Genomic DNA, 15,519 nt, shown 5'->3' with positions numbered 1-15,519 from the left:
GGAGAACCACCCAATGTCAGGCATCGCTTCCAGCAATCCGTACGGCACGCTGATCGGCCGTATTCTTCTTGCGTCGCTGTTCATCCCCGCCGGCTTCAGCAAGCTGACGGCGCTTTCGGGCACGGCGGGCTATTTCGCCAGCAAGGGCCTTCCCGCCCCGATGGTGGTCGCCGTTCTCGTCGGCCTGCTTGAGCTTGTGGGCGGTCTTGCCGTTCTCGTCGGCTTCAAGACCCGCATCGCCGCTATTCTGCTCGGCCTCTTTACGATTGCTGCGGCTTTCGTTGCGCATATGGATTTCGCCGATCAGGGCCAGCTCATCAATTTCCAGAAGAACCTCGCCATCGCCGGCGGCTTTTTCGTGCTGGCAGCGGTTGGCGCTGGTGCGCTGTCGGTGGATGCCAGGAAATAAGGGAATAGGGGAGTAAGGGAATAAGGGAGTATGTTTCTTTACATATTCCTCTACTCCCCTACTCTTTCAAGCTTTCCCTAATTCGCGCCGCGAGTTCCGCGACCCTCGGCGTCCCATGACTGCGCCGCGCTGAAACCAGACAGGCCTGCGAGCGCAGGATCACCCCGTCTTCCAGCACTTTCAGCCGGTTCGCCCTAAGGGTCGAGCCGGTGGAGGTGATATCGACGATGATATCCGCTGACCCGGCGGCTGGGGCGCCTTCGGTGGCGCCCAGGCTTTCCACAATGCGGTAGACCTGGATGCCGTGCTTCTGCGAGAAGAATTGCTGCGTCAGCCGCCAATATTTAGTGGCAATGCGCAGGCGGCGGCCATGGCGCTGGCGGAAATCGGCGGCGACGTCGTCAAGGTCGGCCATGGTCGTGACGTCATGCCAGACCTCCGGCACCGCCACCACCACATCCGCATGGCCGAAGCCGAGCTGCGCCTCGATGGCGATGCGCTCATCCGAGCGGCTCAGCGACTCGCGGATCAGATCTTCACCGGTAACGCCCAGATCGACCCCGCCATAGCCGAGCTCACGGGCGATTTCCGAGGCGGACAGGAACAGGATATCGAGATCGTCCTCGCCCTCGACACGCGCGCGGTAATTACGGTCATCATCGGGCAGGACGACTTTCAGCCCCGCCTCTTTCAGCACGGCGAGCGACTGCTCCTTGAGCCGGCCCTTGGAGGGAAGCGCCAATGTGACGGTCATTCTCCCCTCCCCGCTTTTTTATCCTTACGCGCCTTACCGGCGAGATTTTCGAGCCGGTCGAGCCAGATGGAGAAGCCGACGGCCGGAATCGGGTCTGCCGCGCCCAGCAGCGTCAACAGCCGGTCGAAGCGCCCCCCGCCGACGACCACATTGCCATCGATGGCTGCGCGGATTTCATAGACGAGGCCGGTATAGTAATCGAGCGGACGGCCGAACGCCGCATCATACTGCACCTCAGCAAGCGCGATGCCCGCCTCCTCCATCGCCGCCGCACGGGCGGTGAAGGCTTGCAGCGCCGCGCCGAGGTCGAGCGCGTTCTTCGCGGCGAAATCCTTGAGACGGGCCGAGGCGCGGTCGAGCGGCTCGCGGATGGCGAGGAAGTTTTCCAGCGCGGTAAAGGCTTCCTTCGGCAGCCGAACGGAGGCGAGGTTTTCCTTCTCGATCAGGCGGCGGGCGATTTCGATGGGCGCGCGGCCTGCAGCAGGCGAGATGCCCGCCGCGCGCATGTCCTGTTCCAGAAATGCACTGAGCGCGGCTTCATCGCCCGTAGCAACGAGACTGGCCAAAGGCTCCGGCAGCGCGCCATTCTCACGCGGCTGGACAAGCCCGGCGAGCAGGCTTTTCAGCGCTTCCGGGTTGCCGAAGGTGCGGGCCAGCTTCTTCTGCCAGCCGCGCGGCAGGCCGAGCGCGGCAAGCACCGCCTCGAACATCGCCTGATCGCCCAGCACGATTTCCAGCGTTGCCTCTGACGCGGCGAGGCGCACGCAGGCCAGCGCATCGGCAAGCGAGCGGGCATCGGCCCTGGCTTCATCCGCCTCGCCCAGATCCTCTATGCCCGCCTGATAAAACTCGGTCCCGCCCTCGCGGCGCTGGCGGAAGACTTCGCCCAGATAGGCATAGCGCTTCGGCGTCGCGGCGTTTCGCGCGATGTGATTGCGGCAGACGGGGATGGTGAATTCCGGGCGGAGGCACAGGCTGTCGCCGTTCTCGTTCTCGGTGAGGAAAATCCGGCGGCGCAAATCCTCGCCCGCCATGTCGAGGAACGGATCGGCGGGCTGGATGACGGGGATGTCGGTCAGTTCCGCACCGCGCGCGGCAAGCAACGCGGCAAGGTCCTTGGCAAAGGCGGGGGGGCGGGAGGGGGTCATGCGGAAACAACCCGGTTAGCGGGAATTGGTGCGATTGCCGTCTCACCCCCCTCTGCCCTGCCGGGCATCTCCCCCTCAAGGGGGGAGATTACGCCTTCATCGACGCTCGGCACCAACCGCTTACGTTGCAGGATGAGGGCGGAGCGTCTTGTCAGCTGATCTCCCCCCTTGAGGGGGAGATGCCCGGCAGGGCAGAGGGGGGTGAGCGGCAGCGAAGCAAGCATAAGCTTTACGCTCCCCGCTCTCTATCCTGCTTCTGCTGCTCAAGCATCCGCTTCACCGTCGCGACCAGATCGGCTTCCTTCACCGTCACCTGCGCGGGGCGGGTGGCGCGCCATTCCTCGTTGCTCTCGATTTCCTCCGACAAGCGCTTGCCTTCGATCAAATCCTTGATCTGCACCTCGCCATTCGCCCGCTCATCCGCACCCTGGATGATGGCGAGCGGGGAACCGCGGCGGTCGGCATATTTCAGCTGGTTGCCGAATTTCTTCCAATTGCCCTGATACATTTCGGCGCGGATACCGGCGGCGCGGAGCTTCTGGGTGAAATCCTGATATTTCCCCATCGCCTCCATGTCGCCATCCATGACGGTGACGAGCACGGGCGCGAGCGCATCGCCCTCCCCCAGCTTGCCGAGGTTTTTCAATGCCGTCATAAGGCGCGAGACGCCAATAGAGAAGCCCGTCGCCGGGACCGGCTGGCCACGGAAGCGCGAGACCAGCCCATCATAACGCCCGCCGCCACCGACCGAGCCGAAGCGCACGATCTCGCCCTTTTCATTGGGGATCTCGGCAGTGAGTTCGACTTCGAAGACGGGGCCGGTGTAGTATTCGAGGCCGCGGATGACTGACGGGTCGATCTTGATGCGATCTTCTTCATAACCGGCTGCGATGCAAAGCGCTTTGATGTCGGCAAGCTCGTCGACGCCCTTATTGGCTTCGATTGTGCCTGTCTCGATATAGGCGAGCACTTTGCCGATGGATGCATCATCCAGCCCCGCACCCTTGGTGAAATCGCCGCTTTCGTCCTTGCGGCCCGCACCGAGTAGCAGTTTGACCCCTTCCGTGCCGAACTTGTCGAGCTTGTCGATGGCGCGCAGGATCGTCAGCTTCTGCCCCTCATCGGTCACGCCGATGGCTTCCATCAAGCCGTCCAGCACCTTGCGGTTATTGACACGCACGATGTAATCGCCGCGCTTGATGCCCAGCGCCTCCATCACATCGGCCATCATCATGCACATCTCGGCATCCGCCGCGACTGACGGTGCGCCGACCGTATCGGCGTCGAACTGCATGAACTGGCGGAAGCGGCCGGGGCCGGGCTTCTCGTTGCGGAAGACGTAACCCGCGCGATAGGTGCGGTAGGGAAGCTGAATCTCGTTGAAATTTTCCGCGACATGGCGGGCGAGCGGCGCGGTCAGATCATAGCGCAGCGACAGCCATTGCTCGTCATCGTCCTGCAGCGAGAACACGCCCTCATTGGGGCGGTCCTGATCGGGCAGGAACTTGCCGAGCGCATCGGTATATTCCAGCATCGGCGTCTCGATGGGATCGAAGCCGTAGCGCTCATAAACCTCACGGATCGCCGCCAGCATCTTGTCGGTGGCGCGGATATCGGACGCATGGCGGTCGACAAGTCCGCGCGGAAGCCGTGCCTTCAACTTGTCAGCCTTGTTCGCCATGATGTTCGTCCATGCTTTGGATGTTAGCCCACAATCAATTTAAATGTGATAATAAGCATTTAAATTGATGCCGCTTCCTATCCCAGCGATGAGCATATGCCAAGAGCGCTTTATTTCGGCCTTTTCAGATTTCGCCGTAGCTCCTCCACCGCTCCCCGGCAGCAGCAGCCCTCAATGTGATCGTTGACCATCCCCATGGCCTGCATGAAGGCGTAAACCGTTGTAGGACCGACAAAAGTCCAGCCGCGCTTTTTCAAATCCTTCGAGAGCCGGATCGAGGTGGGGCTGGTTGGATTGGCCCGCAGCGTCTCATAATCCATGGTGGCCGGCCGCTCGCCCTCCCCCGGCTCGAAGGACCAGAAATAGGCTGCCAGCGAGCCTTTTTCCGAGGCCAGTTCGATGGCACGTTTCGCATTATTAATGGTGGAGGCGATCTTGCCGCGGTGGCGGATGATGCCGGGATTGGCGAGCAACCGCTCGATATCGCTATCGCCGAAGCGGGCGACGCGCTCGAAATCGAAGCCCTCGAAAGCCTCGCGGAAATTCTCGCGCTTGCGCAGGATCGTCAGCCAGGAAAGGCCGGACTGGAAGCCTTCGAGGCAGATCTTCTCGAAGAGCCTTATGTCGTTGGTGACAGGCCTGCCCCATTCATGGTCGTGATAATGAAGATAATCCGGCAGATTGCCGTGCCAGAAGCAGCGCATCTTGCCATCCGGCCCTTCGACGAGGCCGGTCTTGACGGGGGTCATTTCGGTCATTGGCATCCTCTTCGCCGCCATTGAGGCCGCATTAACCATCACGCGAAACCGGGCGCTAACCACAAATGGAGTTGCCGCGAAGAATCGCCTTTTTATTGAATTCGATTCACTTTTTCTATTCCGCGCCCGGCCACAATCCCCCTCACGGACAGCGCAGTACCCTCTGCTGACAGCATGCTGTCAGGAGCCGGGCTTGCAAAAGGGCAATGGGCAGCAGAATCATGAAACCGCGCCATCTTCTCCTCATCACCGCCGTGACGGCGATCACCATTTCCGCCATTTCCGCAAGCGGGGCCTGGGCCAATGACCGCTATGCGCCGCGCGCGCCGGTGGAGCTATCCCCCGACCTCACTGCGCCGTGGGTGACACAGCTGCAGGCGCCGCCGCGCTATTATGAGGAGCGCCGGGTGCGCTATTATTATGCCGGGCCGGACTATGCCCCGCGCCGCGTCTATGTCGCTCCCCGAAAGGGCCAGCGCCGGGTCTATGCCGCGCCGGCGCAAGGGCAGCGCCGCGTGGTGCGCTATGCGCCGCTGACGGCGGAGCAGCCGCCGCGCTACGAACAGGCGAACTTTCGCCGTCCTGCCCAGCGCGCGGCGCCGCGCCCCGAACGCCAGGCACAGCGCGGGCTGAACCCGATCTATCTGCCGCAGGAGGTGGATTACAAGGGACCGCACAAGCCGGGCACCATTGTGGTCGATACCACGAAGAAATTCCTTTACCTCATCGAGCCCGGCGGCAAGGCGCGTCGCTACGGCGTCGGCGTCGGCAAGGAGGGCTTCGAGTGGAAGGGCACCAACCGGATTTCGCGCAAGGCGGAGTGGCCGGACTGGCGCCCGCCCGCGGAAATGATCCAGCGCGAGGCTGAGAAAGGCCGCATCCTGCCGGTGCATATGGAAGGCGGCCCGGCCAATCCGCTCGGCGCGCGGGCGCTTTACCTTGGCTCCACGCTCTACCGCATCCACGGCACCAACGCGCCTTGGACCATCGGCACCGCCGTTTCCTCCGGCTGCATCCGCATGCGCAACGAGGACGTCACCGACCTCTATGAACGGGTGAATGTCGGCACCAAGGTCGTAGTGATGTAGGCAAAAGCATCCACTGAATATCATGACAAGGCAGCGGCAAACGGTCCGCTGCCTTTTTCTTTGCGCCGGACTCTTGTCCCGCGCCGTCTTTTCCTATGATATTCCGAGAAGCAAGAATAAGAAGGAGAGGACCATCATGACGGTACCCAGCATAAAGCTCAATGACGGCATCCAGATTCCGCAGCTCGGCTTCGGCGTCTGGCAGGTCGGCAATGACGAGGCGGCCGAGGTCGTCGGAAAGGCGCTGGAGACGGGTTACCGCCACATCGACACCGCGGCGATCTACGGCAATGAGGAAGGCGTCGGAAAGGCGCTGAAGAATTCCGGCCTGCCGCGCGGCGACATCTATCTGACGACCAAGCTGTGGAACACCGACCAGGGCTATGATTCCGCGCTGAAGGCGCTGGAGGCGAGCCTCAAGCGGCTGCAGACGGATTATGTCGATCTTTATCTCATCCACTGGCCGGTGCCGGCGCAGGACCGCTTTCTCGATAGCTGGCGCGCGCTGATCAAGCTCCGGGAACAAGGGCTGGTGAAGTCCATCGGCGTTTCGAACTTCCGCATCGCCGACCTCGAGCGCGTCATCAAGGAAACGGGCGTGACGCCGGTGCTGAACCAGATCGAACTGCATCCGCAGTTCCAGCAGAACGAGCTGCGTGTCTTCCACGAAAAGAAGGACATCGTCACCGAGGCATGGAGCCCGCTCGGCCAGGGGAAGATCCTCGAAAACCCGGTTTTGAAATCCATCGCCGCCAAGCACGGCAAGACCGTGGCGCAGATCATCCTGCGCTGGCATCTCGATATCGGCAACATCGTGATCCCGAAATCCTCGACGCCGGCGCGCATAAAGGAAAATTTCGACGTGTTCGGCTTCCAGCTCACGTCAGGCGAGCATGACGCGATATCGGAACTGAACAGCCCGGATGGGCGGATCGGACCGCATCCGGACAGCATGTGAGATTGAAGCGATGGGCCGGGAAACCGGCCCATTTCTTGTGAGGGAAGCGGGGGCGCACTCATGACAGACCACGACAATGAACCGGTGAGATTATCGGATGCGGTGAAGGAGAAGATCAAGCTGCGGGCGACGTTTGTTAAGGGGTTGGCTATCGGCTTCCTTTTGATTGGTGTTTTTACCCCAATAACTCGCGCTGCATACGATCCAACAATTTATGCTGTCGCCTTTGTTTCCATGGCTCTAACGATAATCATTTGCTTCGGACTTGGAATAGCCCTACATTATTACGCATTGAGATATCTGAGCAGACTGGACCAATGACGATTTACTACTACCTCACACTGGCCCTTCCGGTTGTTCTTGTTCTCGGGGTTATGGTCGCTCTTCATTTTATCCCTTTGGATAACCCCAAGCGCCCTGGCCGCCGATGACATTAGACCGGGCATGACCAATGAGCAGCTGCAACTTCTTAGCATTGGTCATTCCGCTCGTCGGAATCGTCGTTGGTGTAGCCGTCCTCCATTATATTGACCCGCAGGGCCCCGCCCAAACGCCTTTTTCTATCCAACCAGCTCCATCGCCTCCGGATTCGGCCCGCCATAAGCCCAATCCAGCAATTCCACCGTATGCACGATCGGCAATTTCGAGCCTGACGCGATCTGGGTGATGCAGCCGATATTGCCTGTCGCGATGAGGTCCGCTTTCGTCGCCTCGATGTTCTTCACCTTGCGGTCGCGCAGGCGGCGGGAGATGTCGGGCTGCATGATGTTGTAGGTGCCGGCGGAGCCGCAGCAGAGGTGGCCTTCCGCCGGCTCTTTGACCGTGAAGCCAGCCCGCGCCAAGAGCGCCTTCGGCTGGCTGGTGATCTTCTGGCCGTGCTGCATCGAGCAGGCGGAGTGATAGGCGACGGTCAGGCCAACGGGGTTTTCCGGCGCAGGGAGATCGAGGGTGGCGAGATATTCGGTGATGTCCTTCGCAAGCCCTGAGACCCTCGCCGCCTTGTCCTTATAGGCGGGGTCCAGGCGCAGCATGTGGCCGTAATCCTTGATCGTCGTGCCGCAGCCCGAAGCAGTGACGATGATCGCGTCGAGGCCGCCATTTTCGATCTCGCGGGTCCAGACATCGACATTGCGGCGCGCTTCCACCAGCGCTTGCTCTTCGCGGCCCATGTGATGCACCAGCGCGCCGCAGCATCCCTCCCCTTTCGGCACGACCACTTCAATGCCGAAGCGGGTGAGAAGCCGGATCGTTGCTTCGTTGATGCCGGGCCTCAGCACCGGCTGGGCGCAGCCGGTCAATAGGGCGACGCGGCCGCGCGGTGCGGTAGCGGGCTTGTGCGTGCCGGGGCCGGCGAAGGCGGAGCGGGCGGGCAGCATGCGGGGAGCCAGGTCCAGCATCGCGGCGAATGGCTTCAGTGCGGGCACGGTTTTGAACAGTTTTGCGAAGGGATGCGCCAGTTTTGCCACCGAAATTGCGGCGCGGAAGCGTTTTGAATGAGGCAAAACAGCGGCGAGCAACGCCCGCGTCAGCCGGTTTGCCAGCGGGCGTTTGTAGGTTTTTTCGATATGGATACGGGCGTGATCGACCAGATGCATGTAATCGACACCCGATGGACAGGTGGTCACGCAGGCGAGACAGGATAAGCAGCGGTCGATATGCTTGACGATCTCGGCATCCGCGGGCCTGCCGTTTTCCAGCATGTCCTTGATCAGATAAATTCGCCCGCGCGGGCTGTCGAGCTCGTTGCCCAGCGTCACATAGGTCGGACAGGTCGCCGTGCAGAAGCCGCAATGGACGCATTTGCGCAGGATCTTTTCAGACTCCGCTATTGCCGGATCGCGCAATTGGGCAGGCGTGAAGTTGGTTTGCATCTCAGAATTCCTGCTATCCGCCGCATAACCTTATCCAAAAAGTCTGCAACTTTTTTGAGGTTATGCGAGCATACGCCCCCGATTGAGTATCCCCTTCGGGTCGAACTGCTGCTTCAGGCGCTGCGACAGCGCCGCCAAGCTAGGGGGCTGCGGCTCGAAAACATCCACCGTACCGCGCGTTACGGCTGGGGCACGCACCAGCGTGGCGTGGCCGCCGCCGAAATGGGCGATGAGACGGCGCAGCGCCTGGGGCTCCGGATCGGCCTCCATGCGCAGCCAGACAAGCCCGCCCTGCCAGTCGTAAAAGGCATCGACACCAGCGCCAAGGCGCAAGGCATATACCATCTTGTGCGCCTCCATCGGCGCCATCGAGACGCGCCAGATGCAGCGTTGGGTGTTATCAGCAAAGGGCAGGCAGTCGCGAATTTCCTGCCAGAGGCGGCGCGATTGATCCTCGGCGATTTCGTCAAGCTCGCCGGCCGGTTTCAGCAATGCCTTCAGCCTCTCCGCGCGGGCCTCGACCGATGGAGCGAAGCCTTCCAGCCGCAGCAGCGTCGAGGCCTTGCCCGAGAGAGCGCCGCCGACCACCTTGCCCGTGACAGTGACGGGCAGATGGGCGGCGGACGAAACTTCCGCGCTGGAGCCCATGGCGATGGCCATGGCGCGTGCGGCTTCCTCATCTTCGAGGCCGCGAAGGGCGAGCGTCGTCTCCGTCTCCGGCGCGGGAAGCACCTTGAAGGTGACTTCGGCAAAGACCCCCAGCGTGCCCCACGACCCGGCCATGCCCTTGGAAAGGTCGTAGCCGGTGACGTTCTTCACAACGCGCCCCCCGGATTTGAAGAGTTCGCCCCGGCCCGAGACGGCGCGCACGCCGAGAATATGATCCCGCGCCGCCCCTGCCTTCAGCCGCCTCGGGCCGCTCAGATTCGCCGCGAGGACGCCGCCGATGGTGCCCCTGCCCGGTTCGCTGCCTTCACACTTCTCCTGAACTTGCTTGAGAAGCGGACCGTAATCCATAGGCTCGAACTGCAGGCATTGGCCGTGCTTGCCCAGCAGCGCCTCGATTTCGGCAAGCGGGGTTCCAGCCTTTGCCGAAAGCACCAGTTCCTCCGGCTCGTAGAGCGTGACGCCGGAAAGGCCGGAAAGATCGATTGTATGCTCCACCTGCATCGGCCTGCCGATGGCGCGCTTGGTGCCATGGCCGATGATTTCCATCGGCACTTCCCTGGACAGCGCCCATTGCACGGTTTCGAGAACATCTTCCTCGGTTTTGGGGGTGAAAATGGTCATCAAAACCTCGGAATGTCCGGAAACGCCAGTTGCCCGCGGTGGATGTGCATGCGGCCGAGTTCGGCGCAGCGGTGGAGTTGCGGGAAGACCTTGCCCGGATTGAGAAGGTGCTTCTCATCGAAGGCGCATTTGACGCGGATTTGCTGGTTGAGGTCGATCTCGTTGAACATTTCCGGCATCAGGTCGCGTTTTTCAACGCCGACGCCATGCTCGCCGGTGAGGACGCCGCCGACGGCCACGCAAAGGCGCAAAATATCAGCACCGAAGGCTTCGGCTTTTTCCAGTTCGCCGGGGACGTTGGCGTCATAGAGGATGAGCGGGTGGAGATTGCCGTCGCCCGCGTGGAAGACATTGGCGACGCGCAGGGCGTATTTTTCGGATAGCGCCCGCATGCCGGCCAGCACTTTGGGCAGTTCCTTGCGGGGGATGGTGCCGTCCATGCAGTAATAATCGGGCGAGATGCGCCCAACCGCTGGAAACGCCGCCTTGCGCCCCGCCCAGAAAGTGAGCCGTTCCTCTTCCGATTGGGAGACGATGCAGGTGGTCGCGCCGTTCGTCCGTGCGATTTGCTCCACCCGCGCGATCAGATAATCGACCTCTACCTCCGGGCCATCCAGTTCGACGATCAGCAGCGCCTCGACATCGAGCGGATAGCCGGCATGGACGAAATCCTCCGCCGCGTGAATAGCGGGGCGGTCCATCATCTCCATGCCGCCGGGGATGATGCCCGCGCCGATGATGTCGGCAACGCATTGCCCTGCCGCCTCGCTGGAAGGGAAGCCGACCAGCACGGCGCGCGCCGTCTCGGGCTTCTGGAGGATGCGGACGGTGACTTCCGTGACCACGCCCAGCAGCCCCTCCGACCCGGTCATCAGGCCGAGCAGATCATAGCCTTCGCTGTCGAGATGCTTGCCGCCCAGCCGGACCACCTCGCCATTCATCAGCACCATTTCGATGCCAAGGACATTGTTGGCCGTCAGCCCGTATTTCAGGCAATGCACGCCGCCGGAATTTTCCGCCACATTGCCGCCGATGGAGCAGGCGATCTGCGAGGACGGGTCCGGGGCATAATAAAAGCCCTCATGCTCGACCGCGCGGGTGATGCCGAGATTGGTCACGCCCGGCTGCACCCTTGCGACGCGGTTGGCGTAATCCACTTCCAGAATGCGGTTGAAGCGCGACATGACGAGCAGCACGGCATCCTCCAGCGGCAGCGCGCCGCCCGACAGCGAGGTGCCGGAGCCGCGCGGCACGACGCGGATATTGCGCTCGTGGCAATATTTGAGGATGCGCGAAACCTGCTTCACGGTTTCAGGCAAGACGACCACAAGCGGCAATTGCCGGTAGGCGGTGAGCCCGTCGCTTTCGAAGGCGCGCATCCCGTTGATGGCGTCGACCACGCCCTCGCCGGGCACGATCTCGCGCAATTGCGCGACGATTTCAGCGCGCCGCGCCAGCGTGGCGGCGTCCGCCTTCGGCATCGTCAACCCGGACATGACAGTTCCTCCAACATTAAAACCGGTTTACCCCCCGCCGAATAAGCTTGTAAATGTTCCATCTTGTCCCGCCGGTTGAAGGCGTTTTGCTATCCTGGAACGAATATAAGCCCATGCTGAGCAATCTGGCAGATATGGAAATCTTCGCGCTGACAGTGTCGAGCGGCAGCATGTCGGCGGCGGGGCGCGAGCTGGGCCTATCTCCCGCCGTCGTCTCGAAGCGGTTGCGGCGGCTGGAGGACCGGCTCGGCACGCGCCTGCTCCAGCGCACGACGCGGCAGATCGCGCTGACCGAGGCGGGACAAGGCTATTACGAGCGGGTGCTCGCCATTCTCTCAGGCGTCGAGGAGGCGGAGAGCTTCGTCTCGCGCCGCTCCGCCGATGCGCGCGGGACGCTGAAAATCTCCGCGCCGACCACCTTCGGGCGGATGCATATCGCGCCGCATCTGGAGCCTTTCATGCGGGTGAATAGCGATCTTGCCATCAATATGATGCTGACGGATGAAATCGTCGATATCGTCGGCGAAGGCTATGATCTGGCGATCCGCATCGCCGAGCTATCCGATTCGAGCCTCGTCGCCAGACGGCTCGCGCCGGTGCGGCGCATCCTGGTGGCTTCGCCGCGCTATATCGCGGAACATGGGATGCCAAAGGACTTCGCCGATCTCGAGAACCACATCTGCCTTGCCCCGCACAATAACGACCCCTGGCGGCTGGAAGGGCCGGATGGGCCGGTATCCTTGCGCCCCGCTGGGCCGCTCCAGACCAATTCCAGCGAAGTGGTGCGGGAGGCGGTGCTGGCCGGGCTCGGCATCGCGCAGCGCTCGACATGGGATATCGGGCCGGAGCTCGCGGCAGGCCGGCTCGTGCAGGTGCTGCCCGACTATACGGCGACGCGCAAGGTGGCGATATATGCCGTCTACCCCTCGCGGCAGTTCCTGCCGGCGAAGGTGCGGCTTTTTATCGATTATCTGGCCGATCTATACGGACCCACGCCCTATTGGGAGGAAGGGGCGTAAGATTCGAACCTGGACCAAATTGTTTTTGGACGGAAGCAATAAAGCTCCATCTTCATGGGTAGTGGTAATTTCACCGTAGAGGAATGGATCCCAGTGACAAGCACTGGGATGACGGGGTGGAATATGCTTTCGCCCAACTGGACAACCGTTGTGGCAAGCGGAGGTTGGTGATTAGTGGGAACAGCTAATCCCATCCGTCATCCCAGTGCTTGTCACTGGGATCCATTCCTCTCCCTATCCACCACGGGAACGGTCAATAGGATGCAGTCGATGATTCCATCAAAACACACTTCGTTCTGATTCGGGAAAATCAGCGATAGCTGGAGGAGACGCCGTATCCGTCGCTGGAGACCTGATGCCCGCCGGCATCGACCGAGAAAATGCCGGTCGCCATGAACAGGATCGCGGAGATCATGAGAATGGTAAGGAGCGTGGCGCCCTTGGCGGTCATGTTGGATCGTCTCCACGATGGTTAAGGTGATTTGCGCCGGAACCGAAACGCAGCGCGTCAGGTGAGTACACACCCAACTCCTTTCAAACAACTAAACCCCCTGGTTTGGTTTTTAGATTTCCGTGACTTAGAGCGAATTGTCCGCCCCCTGTGGCAACGAAGCAACGCTTGACCCGAAGCCCCCTCTCCTGCCATCGATTGGTCCATGCGCGCGAATTACAGACTGCAGAGATTGTTCATCGACATGCCGCTTGCGGCGGGTGCTCATATCGAGCCTCCGGCAGAAGCGGCGCATTATCTCGCCCATGTCCTGAGGATGAAGGATGGCGATCCGGTCCTGATCTTCAACGGGCGAGATGGGGAATGGAAAGCCGCCGTCCGCCCGGAAGGCAAGAAACGAGTCGGCCTCGACGTACAGGAACAGACGCGTGCGCAGACGCCGCAGCCTGATCTCATCTACTGCTTCGCGCCGTTGAAACAGGGACGGCTCGATTATCTGGTGCAGAAGGCGGTGGAGATGGGCGCGGGTGTCTTACAGCCCGTCATCACCCAGCACACGCAAGTGCCGAAAATCGGCACCGAGCGCGTCCGCGCCAATGCGATCGAGGCGGCGGAGCAATGCGGCATATTGAGCCTGCCCGAGACGCGCGAGGCGGTGAAGCTCGACCGGCTGCTCGACCAGTGGGAGCCCTCCCGCCGGTTGATCTTCTGCGACGAGGGGCACGAGACGGACAATCCCTTGCCCCTCCTCCAGTCGCTGCAACCCGGCCCGCTCGGCCTCCTTGTCGGCCCGGAAGGCGGTTTTTCGGAGGAGGAGCGCACCCTGCTGCGGCGCCTGCCTTTCGTCACCACCATCCCCCTCGGACCACGGATTCTGCGTGCCGACACGGCGGCGGTGGCGGCGCTGGCGCTGATCCAGGCGACGGTGGGGGATTGGGGAGTAAGGGAGTAAGGGAGTAAGGGAGTAAGGGAGTAAGGAGTAAGGAGTAAGGAGTAAGGAGTAAGGAGTAAGGAGTAAGGAGTAAGGGAGTTGGGTATTGATTCCTTGGAGTAAGTCCATCCCTATTCCCCTATTCCCCTATTCCCTTACTCCCTTGATCAATTTCCATTGATGTCCGCATAAATGAAATTCACTTGCGCGATTTGACAAAACCGTCCAATCACGAACCAAAACAGGCAGGGCTCAGGGTATAAAATGGCTCGTGATACGACGGATGAAACGCCGATTTCCTCAGTGGACGAACTGGTGGCCTATCTGGCCGAAGGCAACAAGCCGGCGGACAAGTGGCGAATCGGCACCGAGCACGAGAAATTTCCCTTCTATACCGAAGACAACAGCCCAGTCCCTTACGAGGGGCCGCACGGCATTCGGGCCATCCTGGAGGGCATGCAGGCCAATCTCGGCTGGGACCCGATCATCGACGAGGGCAATATCATCGGCCTCGTCGAGCCGACCGGCAAGGGCGCGATTTCGCTGGAGCCGGGCGGGCAGTTCGAACTCTCGGGCGCGCCGCTTCAGACCATCCACCAGACCTGCCGCGAGATGAACGCGCATCTTGCCCAGGTGCGCGAGATTGCCGACCCGCTCGGCATCCGCTTCCTCGGCGTCGGCGGCAGCCCGAAATGGACACTGGCCGAGACGCCGCGCATGCCCAAATCGCGCTATGCGATCATGACGAACTACATGCCCAAGGTCGGGCATGAAGGGCTCGACATGATGTACCGCACCTGCACCATTCAGGTTAATCTCGATTTTGCATCGGAGGCGGATATGCGCCGCAAGATGCAGGTGTCGATGAAGCTGCAATCGGTCGCGACGGCGCTTTTCGCCAGCTCTCCCTTTACCGACGGCAAGCCGAACGGCCTTCTTTCCTGGCGCGCCAATATCTGGCGCGACACGGACAACCAGCGCTCCGGCCTCCTGCCCTTCGTCTGGTCGCAGGATTATGGTTTCATCGATTATGTCGAATGGGCGCTCGACGTGCCAATGTATTTCGTCATCCGCGGCGGGCGCTATTACGACGCGACGCATGTCACCTTCCGCCAGTTCATGAATGGCGCGTTGCGGAACGATGTTCCGGATGGCGTGCCAAATATGGGCGACTGGGCCAACCATCTATCGACCCTCTTCCCCGATGTGCGGCTGAAGCGCTTCCTCGAAATGCGCGGCGCCGATGGCGGGCCGTGGCGTCGTGTCTGCGCGCTACCCGCCTATTGGGTGGGGCTGCTCTATGATGACGAGGCGCTCGACGCCGCCGAGCAGCTCACGCGCGACTGGCAATTCGCCGAAGTGCAGGCCCTGCGCGACGCCGTGCCAGCCTATGCGCTCCACGCGCCTTTCCGTGACCGCACCGTGCGCGAGATCGCCCGCGAGACGCTGGAAATTTCCCGCCTCGGCCTCAAGAACCGCAAGCGCCTCAACCGCGAAGGCTTTGACGAGACGCATTACCTCGCCCCGCTCGAGGAAATCGTCGCCCGCGGCACCACCGACGCGGAGAAGATGCTGAGCCAATATTGCAGCGTCTGGGGATGTTCGGTGGAGCCGGTGTTTTTGGAATATGCTTATTAGTAGATAGTTAGATAGTGCAAGTGGATT

The 15,519-nt window shown here is 61.6% G+C and carries 15 protein-coding genes; 7 read left to right on the top strand and 8 right to left on the bottom strand.

The features are described from left to right. Nucleotides 1-13 precede the first annotated feature (13 nt). Entirely contained in the window at nucleotides 14-409 is a 396-nt protein-coding gene (locus ACOWVG_RS00825; protein WP_420959508.1) for a DoxX family protein, read from the top strand. A 58-nt stretch (nucleotides 410-467) separates the two neighbouring features. Here ACOWVG_RS00825 and hisG read toward each other — a convergent pair whose 3' ends face one another. From hisG to ACOWVG_RS00805, 4 genes are all read right to left on the bottom strand, one after another. After that, the gene (gene hisG, locus ACOWVG_RS00820; RefSeq protein WP_420959506.1) at nucleotides 468-1,163 is read right to left on the bottom strand and encodes an ATP phosphoribosyltransferase; all 696 of its coding nucleotides are present in this window, start codon (nucleotides 1,161-1,163) and stop codon (nucleotides 468-470) included. Then, on the bottom strand, nucleotides 1,160-2,311 hold the full coding sequence (locus ACOWVG_RS00815) for an ATP phosphoribosyltransferase regulatory subunit (protein WP_420959504.1): 1,152 nt from the start codon (nucleotides 2,309-2,311) through the stop codon (nucleotides 1,160-1,162). The genes hisG and ACOWVG_RS00815 overlap by 4 nt, the downstream gene beginning before the upstream one ends. A 229-nt stretch (nucleotides 2,312-2,540) precedes the next feature. Continuing rightward, a complete protein-coding gene (gene hisS, locus ACOWVG_RS00810) occupies nucleotides 2,541-3,992 on the bottom strand; it encodes a histidine--tRNA ligase (protein WP_420959502.1) in 1,452 nt (483 codons plus the stop codon). 110 nt (nucleotides 3,993-4,102) lie between these two features. After that, nucleotides 4,103-4,741 (bottom strand): DNA-3-methyladenine glycosylase I, encoded by a 639-nt coding sequence (locus ACOWVG_RS00805; protein ID WP_420960137.1) that lies wholly within the window; start codon nucleotides 4,739-4,741, stop codon nucleotides 4,103-4,105. A 230-nt stretch (nucleotides 4,742-4,971) separates the two neighbouring features. On the opposite strand from ACOWVG_RS00805, the gene ACOWVG_RS00800 reads away from it, so the two are divergent. The 3 genes from ACOWVG_RS00800 (at nucleotide 4,972) to ACOWVG_RS00790 (ending at nucleotide 7,117) form a co-directional block, all read left to right on the top strand. Further along, the gene (locus ACOWVG_RS00800; RefSeq protein ID WP_420959500.1) at nucleotides 4,972-5,838 is read left to right on the top strand and encodes a L,D-transpeptidase; all 867 of its coding nucleotides are present in this window, start codon (nucleotides 4,972-4,974) and stop codon (nucleotides 5,836-5,838) included. A 136-nt stretch (nucleotides 5,839-5,974) separates the two neighbouring features. Further along, nucleotides 5,975-6,796 carry an aldo/keto reductase gene (locus tag ACOWVG_RS00795; RefSeq protein WP_420959497.1) on the top strand — a complete coding sequence of 274 codons (822 nt, stop codon included), beginning with the start codon at nucleotides 5,975-5,977 and terminating at the stop codon, nucleotides 6,794-6,796. Nucleotides 6,797-6,856: 60 nt separating this feature from the next. Continuing rightward, the gene (locus ACOWVG_RS00790) at nucleotides 6,857-7,117 is read left to right on the top strand and encodes a hypothetical protein (protein WP_420959495.1); all 261 of its coding nucleotides are present in this window, start codon (nucleotides 6,857-6,859) and stop codon (nucleotides 7,115-7,117) included. Between the two features lie 239 nt (nucleotides 7,118-7,356). On the opposite strand, the gene glcF is transcribed toward ACOWVG_RS00790, so the two are convergent. Genes glcF through ACOWVG_RS00775 form a run of 3 tightly spaced genes read right to left on the bottom strand, consistent with a single transcriptional unit; the run spans nucleotide 7,357 to nucleotide 11,453 of the window. Beyond that, nucleotides 7,357-8,667 carry a glycolate oxidase subunit GlcF gene (glcF, locus tag ACOWVG_RS00785; protein ID WP_420959493.1) on the bottom strand — a complete coding sequence of 437 codons (1,311 nt, stop codon included), beginning with the start codon at nucleotides 8,665-8,667 and terminating at the stop codon, nucleotides 7,357-7,359. A 60-nt stretch (nucleotides 8,668-8,727) separates the two neighbouring features. Then, entirely contained in the window at nucleotides 8,728-9,957 is a 1,230-nt protein-coding gene (glcE, locus tag ACOWVG_RS00780) for a glycolate oxidase subunit GlcE (protein WP_420959492.1), read from the bottom strand. Then, nucleotides 9,957-11,453 carry an FAD-linked oxidase C-terminal domain-containing protein gene (locus ACOWVG_RS00775; protein ID WP_420959490.1) on the bottom strand — a complete coding sequence of 499 codons (1,497 nt, stop codon included), beginning with the start codon at nucleotides 11,451-11,453 and terminating at the stop codon, nucleotides 9,957-9,959. The genes glcE and ACOWVG_RS00775 overlap by 1 nt, the downstream gene beginning before the upstream one ends. Before the next feature lie 113 nt (nucleotides 11,454-11,566). Between ACOWVG_RS00775 and ACOWVG_RS00770 the strand changes: the two genes are divergently transcribed. Further along, entirely contained in the window at nucleotides 11,567-12,472 is a 906-nt protein-coding gene (locus tag ACOWVG_RS00770) for a LysR family transcriptional regulator (RefSeq protein WP_420960136.1), read from the top strand. Between the two features lie 310 nt (nucleotides 12,473-12,782). Here ACOWVG_RS00770 and ACOWVG_RS00765 read toward each other — a convergent pair whose 3' ends face one another. Beyond that, nucleotides 12,783-12,923 carry a hypothetical protein gene (locus tag ACOWVG_RS00765; protein WP_188820585.1) on the bottom strand — a complete coding sequence of 47 codons (141 nt, stop codon included), beginning with the start codon at nucleotides 12,921-12,923 and terminating at the stop codon, nucleotides 12,783-12,785. A gap of 205 nt (nucleotides 12,924-13,128) precedes the next feature. On the opposite strand from ACOWVG_RS00765, the gene ACOWVG_RS00760 reads away from it, so the two are divergent. Next, nucleotides 13,129-13,875, top strand: a complete 747-nt coding sequence (locus ACOWVG_RS00760) for a 16S rRNA (uracil(1498)-N(3))-methyltransferase (protein WP_420959488.1) — start codon at nucleotides 13,129-13,131, stop codon at nucleotides 13,873-13,875. Nucleotides 13,876-14,118: 243 nt separating this feature from the next. Continuing rightward, the gene (locus ACOWVG_RS00755; protein WP_420959486.1) at nucleotides 14,119-15,492 is read left to right on the top strand and encodes a glutamate--cysteine ligase; all 1,374 of its coding nucleotides are present in this window, start codon (nucleotides 14,119-14,121) and stop codon (nucleotides 15,490-15,492) included. Nucleotides 15,493-15,519: the final 27 nt, after the last annotated feature.

The sequence above is a fragment of the Brucella sp. IR073 genome (assembly GCF_049065735.1).
Lineage (GTDB): Bacteria > Pseudomonadota > Alphaproteobacteria > Rhizobiales > Rhizobiaceae > Paramesorhizobium.
The sequence above is the reverse complement of the archived record's forward strand: the minus strand, read 5'-3'. Positions and strand labels throughout refer to the sequence as shown.